Source organism: Vibrio sp. R10-SG3-ISO3 (assembly GCF_059834225.1).
Genome location: NZ_JCBDHE010000006.1, coordinates 1 through 7919, shown reverse-complemented (window position 1 = coordinate 7919; position 7919 = coordinate 1). Strand labels below are relative to the sequence as shown.

The following is a 7919-nucleotide window of genomic DNA, read 5'->3' as shown; positions in this document are numbered from 1 at the left end:
TTGCGCGCCTTGAAGCTCGCCATTTCTGCTTTTGGAACCGAGTTGGCCATCGGGATATTGGCTTTCATCGCATTCACCGCGCGGCCGCGGTCAAGGAGTTCGTAGTGGATATGGGGGCCGGTTACCCGCCCCGTCGCTCCAGATAAACCAATTCGCTGCCCACGACTTACCGTTTGGCCTTTGCGAACTAAGATTTTACTTAGATGCAAATAACGCGTTTTGTAGCGGCTGCCGTGTTCAATCACCACGTATTTACCTGCGTAAGGGTGGTCACGTGTCATGACGACAACGCCATCGCCCGTTGAGACAATCGGAGTACCGGTTGGGGTTGCCCAGTCCGTGCCGTTGTGCGGTGCAACACGTCCGGTCACAGGATGCAGGCGAGTAGGGTTAAAGTGCGAACTTAAGCGATAGTTGCCACCGACTGGCTTACGTTGGAACGCACGCTGTAGGCTGTCCCCTTTCGCATCATAGTATTGGCCGTCACTGTGCAAATACGCCGAGAGGGTTTGACCACGATTGTGGATCTTAACCGCTTGTATCTCGCGATTACCCGTCAACGTTTCACCGACGTATTGACGAGACTGTACCACTTCGAAACGATCGCCCGCTCGCAAGTCACGAGCAAAATTGATCTTATCTTTCAGTAAGCTGACAATCTGGTCGACTTCGCTGCTGCCAAGGCCAAGCGCGTAGCCAGATTGCGAGAAGGTGCCGTTGATTTCGCCCACCATTGGAAAGGCTTTCCATTCGCCTGGAATTTTGACGTCGCTGTACTCATAGTTGCCATCATCCAACCGGGTGTAAACTGCACGCTCGACCAAGCTAAACTCAAGCTCCATCTTCGCCAGTTTACGGTTTTCATCACGCCAAAAACGCAAGGTATTACCAGGGCGCAGTGTATCTAGAGCAAGATAGTTTAAATCCGTCTCCATGATCTGCATCAGCTCGCTATAACCAAAGCCCAATTGATTAAAAATGGTGCTTAGGTTATCGCCTGATTGGATCACGTATTCGTAATCTGGGATATCCACCGTCTCGTCGTGTTCAGCGAGCCAGTCATTCATCAGTGTGGATTCTGGGAGAGAAAGCTCAATAGTGCGATGATAGCGACCTGAATTCGGCGCAGACGACAAAGCCACAGCGATAAAAATCGGTAAACTTAATACGGCCATCTTTTTTCGCTTAGAGAGCTCTTTCAAGCGTAATGTCAGACTTTTCGCTTGCACAATGCTACCTATAGAGAGAAATAACGAAGCCGTAAGATTACGAATTTATCCACTAAAAGTCATCTTTTCTAATGTAAAGATTGGATCGAAAAAGGCGCTTACGCGCCTTTTTGCAGTTGATGTCGCTAAAACCCTAAACGTTCTATTGATAGGTCGATAGCAAGCCGTTGTCATCACCAAAGCCATTCGGCTTATATTGGTCTGCATTGGCATCATTGACCCACTTGTTGTTGTCGACCAAATAACGAAATTCGAAGTGTTGGTCTTTGGGTAGTCGGGTTTTGAATTTGAAGCTTTTCGACTTCGCCACTTTCTTCATTTCGACCGGTTGCCAATCAAGAAAATCTGCGACGAGTGCCACCGATTGGTCAGCGTTTGCTGCATCCAACTCGAAGGTGACTTCGACTTCATCTTTGGTTTTGAAAAAACGTTTGTTGATCATAGTTTACTCCGTTAACGACGTTAAAATGTCCATCTCATGCTTGCTAGCTTACAAATATGCGCAACAGTTTGCATCAAAAACAATGTAAAACCCTATTAATACTATGGTCGAATTGCCCAACTATTTTGTTCGGTCACAGTCATCATTATAGTGCGCGTTACTTTGGGTTCCTCACTCATAGGTTGATCTTCCTCACGAGTTCGCAGTGTAACGGCGATCACATCCTGATTGCGCTCTACCGCTTCCACCACGATTCGATCACCTAGCAGTAACGCATCACGCGAGATCATTCTCTGGCGAGCGGAGTCATATTCAAACAGGGCTAGATAGTAAAAAAGACCACTGCCTTGATTGGATACGATGAGCGGCGCGGCGTAGCGGCCCTCTCCCAGTTCGATCAATTGATGCGTGTCGACCCAAATATCACCGCGTACTTCACCGTCTTGATATTGGCCTATCGCTCTTGCGTCTTGACGTCGAGTAAGCAAGCTGTAGGCGGTGGTTTCTGGAACTTTAATCGTCCAGGGATTGGGCGTCGCAATGCCAAAGACCTGTTGCATGAGAGCATCTTGCGTCGGTGTAGGCTGAGGAAACTTCGCTCGAATCTCCTCATCAGACAAACTGAAGCGGTAAAGACCGGCTGCGGCAACGACCACCAGCAGGACAATCGGAATCAATAAAATAAGGGGAATGGGAAGTCGGCGCTTTTTCATGATGATCACTTCACAACAGAGTTCTTCAAAGAGGGTGATTTTCAAACACATCGTATTTTCAAACATATAGTAACAGGCGGGTCAGTGAGGCAAAACGCCTATCCACGATTAATTTCGCCTACGGCTCTGTGCCACCACGAAATCACCATGCGCGTTCTGCTAAGAAGCCAGATAAGGAGGCCACATAAGTCAGCTGCAACTTTTGGGCTGACGCGTATAATGTCCTGCTTAACAAAAGGGGGATCACGGTGATTTCAAAACTACCACGCTGGGTGGAGCACGGCGCATTTTTATTGGCACTACTGGCCGGAACCGTCAATGCGATTGGCTTGTTGGGTTTCCAGCACCAGTCCGTGTCTCATATCTCGGGTACCGTGACACTACTGGGCACCAGCCTCTACCTCTTCGATCAACAGACGCTGCACCTCTTATGGGTGGTACTCAGCTTTCTGCTCGGCGCGATACTCAGTGGCGTCTTTATCGAAAGCACCGCGCTGAAATTGGGCCGCCGCTACGGGGTGGCACTCTGCTTTGAAAGTGGGCTACTTTTGCTCGCCTACCTGTTGCTTAAGGAGGGGCACACCAGTGGTCAATATCTCGCGTCTGCTGCTTGCGGGCTGCAAAACGCCATGTTAACCACCTTCAGCGGCGCGGTTGTGCGCACCACCCACATGACGGGTATCGTCACTGATTTGGGCATTATGATCGGTGCACGCTTGCGCGGGGAAAAGTTCGATTATCGTAAAGCCAAACTCTTCTCCTTTATTTTCGCCGGATTCTTGCTCGGCGGCACTGCCGGAGCGGTTTTATATGCACAGCTCAGCATTGCAGCACTGCTTGCGCCCGTTACCCTTGCCTTGTGTCTCGCGCTCAGCTATTGGCTCTACCTCTATATTTCACCCAAATAAACCCGCTTAGTTGCAACACAATCCCAAACAATTTAACATTCACAAAACAAATTACTGCATTACCAAGCTAATATCGAGTTTATGTCTGAATATTTAAGGATAATTATTGAATAGTATTGCACGGCATGACAAAAGGCAGTAATCTTGCGCCCCATGACTAAATAGGGATGTTTAGTGAATATGTATGCCAAGGGATACGGCAATACTATTGACCAGATGTAACACGAGATTTGTAATGCAAGAAAACGCTCAATCTATCAATCAGCCAAAAGGGAAGAAGAACTTCTGGATGTTCTTTATTCCGTCTTTGTTGGGTCTGTTTGTCTTTATGGCGCCGATCACGTTTGACGGTGACATCACTATCCCTGTGGCCGTATTGGCGAAATCGATTCAGGCACTGTTCGGTGACGCTCTGGTCGGCATGGTGACGTCCATCATTAGCTTCATGGCGGTTGCCTCGCTGCTTTGCCGTATTAAAACGCCAGCTTTTATTGCCAACAGCGACTTTTTAAACGGCCTGTTTAACCCATCACCACTTTGGCTTGCTGTGCGTGTGATCGGTGGTCTTGCCGTTGCGATGACCTATTTCCAACTGGGCCCAGAGGCGATTTGGGAAGAAAACACCGGCGGCCTAGTGCTGGAAGGTTTGTTGCCAACTCTTTTCTCTGTGTTCATTTTTGCTGGCTTGCTGCTTCCTTTGCTGCTCAACTTTGGCTTGCTAGAATTGTTTGGCACCTTGCTCAGCAAAGTCATGCGCCCAGTATTCAATCTACCTGGACGCAGTGCGATTGACTGCATGGCTTCTTGGCTAGGCGATGGCTCCGTCGGTATCCTGCTGACCAGTAAGCAGTACGAAAACAAGTTCTACACGCAACGCGAAGCGGCGGTCGTTGGTACGACCTTCTCTGCCGTCTCCATTACGTTTAGTTTGGTGGTATTGGCCCAAGTCGAACTTGAGCACCTATTCCTACCTTTTTACGGCGCTATCTGTTTAGCCGGTGTGGTTGCCGCGATCATCATTCCAAGACTGCCACCCCTAAGCTACAAGAAAGACACCTTCATCGACGGTACTAAACCGGATGCCGAAGCGGACGCTCTGCCAGCTGGACATAACAGCTTCACTTGGGGTCTAGAGTTGGCCCTGAAGAAAGCCTCACAAGTGACCTCGTTAAAAGGCGTGTTTTCTGAAGGTGTGCGTAACGCTGTTGACATGGTGTTTGGCGTACTGCCAGTGGTTATGGGTCTGGGTACGATTGCACTTGTGATTGCTGAGTACACCTCGGTGTTTGCCTTCTTAGGCCAGCCATTCATCCCATTCCTAGAGCTACTACAAATCCCAGAAGCCGCAGCGGCGTCGCAAACCATGGTGGTCGGTTTTGCGGACATGTTTATCCCTGCCATCCTTGCAGCTTCTATCGACAACGAAATGACGCGCTTTGTCATCGCTGCGATGTCTGTGACCCAGCTAATCTACATGTCTGAAGTGGGTGCACTGCTGCTTGGGAGCCGCATTCCTGTCAATATTTTTGAGCTGTTCGCCATCTTTATCTTGCGTACGCTCATCACCTTACCTGTGATTGCGGGTGTCGCGCATTTGATCTTCTAATGTGCGCCTCTGGTGACGATTGACGCAAAGCCCCGCTATGGATTTCATAGCGGGGCTTTGCGGTTTCTGTGCGTTGTCTATACTCAATAAATAAGAATCAATATTGATAAAAGGTTTTGCTCACCTGCAAAACAATCATATAATCAATAATTATATTAAAAAGACGTTATTGTCCGGACCTTTGGGGAGAGATCATGAGAAGAGTGCTTGCGCTGTTCGCTGCGTTGTCTGTTTTTAGTGCTTCAGCCTCTAGCTTAGTGATTCGCATCACCGATCGCGATCCTATCACCCTCTCTCATGAAGACATCATAGCGAATTTCGAACCCTCTACCTTCTCTACGACCCTACCTTGGTTCGACGGCAAAAAAACCTTCACCGGCTTCAAAGTCTCATCGTTAGTTGATTACTACCGCGCGAACAATACCTTCTCCGTCTCTTTTGTCGCCCTAAATGATTACGCGGCGAGCTCAAGAATCGAAGACATTCTTAAGTACGAGCCTATCGTGGCGTACGAAATGGATGGAGAAAAAATGAAAGTGCGAAATAAAGGCCCCTATTGGCTGGTCTTTAACTTAAGTCAGTTCCCTGAAATAGATAATGCTGCATTTCGTTCACAAATGGTGTGGCAGATCGATGAGATATTAGTGCATACCGCCGATGATGAGTCCAAAGAGTAAAGACGACCACTTACACACCATTCTTGCCAAAGCGAAAGTACTGTTAATCGTACTTTCGGCAACCCTGTTCATCATTAACCTCTATTTTCTTACCTCAACACGCCAGTTAGCGGCCTCATACAATGAACAGCAAAACCAAGCCACATGGTTTTTGTTTCAGTTAAACAAAGAGTTTTCTGAACTCAGAGCGATTACACCGTTCGCAGCGGACAGTGAAGAGTACTACGATCGCACCTTACTCAAATATGAGTTGACCTGGAGCCGTTTCGACATACTTCTCAGTAGCAAAGAGGCGGACAACCTGATTAGTCTTCCCGGTGCCGCCTCATTCTTTAGTGACTTGTTCCGTCAGTTTAAGCAGCTAGAACCCGAGCTAATAGCGCTCAACTCACTGGATCAGGCCAAAGCGCTGTGCGATGATATTGACGCGCTCTACATGTCGATGATTCAGTACGTCAACACCAATTTTAGAATTAAAAGTCCGCTCTACCTGTCACAAATGAGCCAAGCGCAAAGTTTAACCCAGGCGCAATTTGTCTTGATGGTATTGCTGTTTGTCTGCGCGTGTTTAGTCGGCTACATCATTCACAAAGAGGCCATTTACCACAAGCAATTGGCGCTCACCGATTCTCTCACCGGAGTGTCCAATCGGTTGGCCATGTTCAACGATATGGCCGAGTGGGTGGAACAAGGCCAGTCATTCAACCTCTACCTTTTAGACTTAAACGGCTTTAAGGAAGTGAATGATCGTCATGGTCACCAAGCGGGCGATGAAGTGCTCGCCACGGTTGCCCATCGCCTTAATAGACTGGAAGCCTACTGCTATCGAATCGGCGGCGACGAGTTTGCTTTAGTCTACCTTGGGGATACGCATCCACAGCATCACTGGAAGCAGATTGAAAGCTGCTTTAGAAAGACTATTGCTATCCGCACGGGTACCCAAGTCTCCCTATCGACCAGTATTGGTACTGCGCACTACCCGCATGATGGTGCATCACTGAGCCGACTCATCTCTATTGCCGATGCCAATATGTACGAAATGAAGTTTGCCAAGCTTGAACAGAAATCCATTGGCTAACGCCTGTTTTGACGATTAATCAATGGTATCATGGCCGAAAATCCACTTCGTCAATGATTAACCTTATGCCTCAACACCCGATCAAATTCATTGCTGCCGACATGGACGGTACGCTGCTCGATGAAAACAGCCAGCTGAATCCGGAATTTTTCGAACTCTATCCACAACTCGAAGCGAAAGAGATCATTTTCGCCGCGGCCTCAGGCAGACAGTACTACAGCCTGATGGAAACCTTCGCCCCAATAAAAGATCGTATGATGTTCATTGCCGAAAACGGCACGCTGGTGATGCATCAAGGTCAAGAGCTCTACCGCTGTGAAATCGACAAGCAAGATATTGCCGATATTATTCGAGAGGCGAGACGCATAGACGGCGCCTACATCGTGCTGTGTGGTACTCAATCGGCATACATCGAAACCCAAGCAGAAGAAGCGCTCAACGAGTTCAAAAAGTATTATCATCGCTGTCAGTATGTCGAGGATCTTCTCGACGTTGACGATGACTTTATCAAAGTCGCCATTTTGCATTTCGGTGGCAGCGAAGCGCTGGTTTACCCAAGTGTGTCCTCGCACTTTGGCGATTCTCACCAAGTGGTGGTGAGCGCAAAAATCTGGCTCGACATTATGAACAAACACGCCTCCAAAGGCGCGGCGATCGAGCATCTACAATCCACACTGGGTTTCTCTTTCGAACAGACGATGAGTTTTGGCGACTACCTCAATGACCTAGAAATGCTCAAAGTGAGCTACCACTCCTACGCCATGGATAACGCGCATCCGAAAGTGAAAGAGGTCGCCCGTTTTCTTGCGCCGAGTAATAAAGAGGCAGGGGTGTTTAAGGTGATCAAGGCCACCCTTCTCAGCTAACCTCGGCGTTGATAGAGTAAGCGTCGCGCAGTATGACGTTTACTCTTCTCCTTTACCCACATTTACACGACTTGACCTTACTTGACACCCGGCTTGCTACGCTTTAATTAGCCAAATAGAGGGAGGATTTGTCATGAAACGGGTTCTCGTCGGCATCGCAATGATGGCTGCTCTCGTGACGGGGCTATGGCTATTCGCTGAGCCGTCACTATTGGGTTCATCGCTTATATTTCAATGGCGCTCGGCACTGATTCAGTACTCAGGCATTGTGGCTATCATGTTGATGTCTCTCACCATGGTGTTGGCACTACGCCTAGATTGGGTTGAACAGGTCACGCAAGGGTTAGACAAATCTTACCGACTTCACAAGTGGACGGGGATCGCGGGTGGTGTACTGGTG

9 protein-coding genes are annotated in these 7919 nt (G+C 48.5%); 6 read left to right on the top strand and 3 right to left on the bottom strand.

The window, feature by feature from the left end; genetic code table 11:
• The 3 genes from shyA to AC6R1A_RS00955 form a co-directional block, all read right to left on the bottom strand.
• Positions 1–1175, bottom strand: a 1175-nt coding sequence (shyA, locus tag AC6R1A_RS00965) for a peptidoglycan DD-endopeptidase ShyA (protein WP_500646130.1), incomplete at its 3' end; no start/stop codon positions are given.
• Between the two features lie 196 nt (positions 1176–1371).
• Positions 1372–1671, bottom strand: a complete 300-nt coding sequence (locus AC6R1A_RS00960; RefSeq protein ID WP_334553297.1) for an isoamylase early set domain-containing protein — start codon at positions 1669–1671, stop codon at positions 1372–1374.
• A gap of 101 nt (positions 1672–1772) precedes the next feature.
• A complete protein-coding gene (locus tag AC6R1A_RS00955) occupies positions 1773–2384 on the bottom strand; it encodes a hypothetical protein (RefSeq protein ID WP_500633268.1) in 612 nt (203 codons plus the stop codon).
• 248 nt (positions 2385–2632) lie between these two features.
• Between AC6R1A_RS00955 and AC6R1A_RS00950 the strand changes: the two genes are divergently transcribed.
• The 6 genes from AC6R1A_RS00950 to AC6R1A_RS00925 form a co-directional block, all read left to right on the top strand.
• Complete coding sequence (locus AC6R1A_RS00950; protein ID WP_500633267.1) at positions 2633–3292, top strand: YoaK family protein; 660 nt, start codon at positions 2633–2635, stop codon at positions 3290–3292.
• 235 nt (positions 3293–3527) lie between these two features.
• Complete coding sequence (locus AC6R1A_RS00945) at positions 3528–4898, top strand: YjiH family protein (RefSeq protein ID WP_500630883.1); 1371 nt, start codon at positions 3528–3530, stop codon at positions 4896–4898.
• Positions 4899–5092: 194 nt separating this feature from the next.
• The gene (locus tag AC6R1A_RS00940) at positions 5093–5575 is read left to right on the top strand and encodes a putative pterin-binding protein (protein ID WP_500633266.1); all 483 of its coding nucleotides are present in this window, start codon (positions 5093–5095) and stop codon (positions 5573–5575) included.
• Positions 5556–6653, top strand: coding sequence for a GGDEF domain-containing protein (locus tag AC6R1A_RS00935; protein ID WP_500633265.1), 1098 nt, complete (start codon positions 5556–5558; stop codon positions 6651–6653). The genes AC6R1A_RS00940 and AC6R1A_RS00935 overlap by 20 nt, the downstream gene beginning before the upstream one ends.
• 65 nt (positions 6654–6718) lie before the next feature.
• Complete coding sequence (locus AC6R1A_RS00930) at positions 6719–7519, top strand: Cof-type HAD-IIB family hydrolase (protein WP_500633264.1); 801 nt, start codon at positions 6719–6721, stop codon at positions 7517–7519.
• 133 nt (positions 7520–7652) lie between these two features.
• Positions 7653–7919, top strand: a 267-nt coding sequence (locus tag AC6R1A_RS00925; RefSeq protein WP_500633263.1) for a ferric reductase-like transmembrane domain-containing protein, incomplete at its 3' end; no start/stop codon positions are given.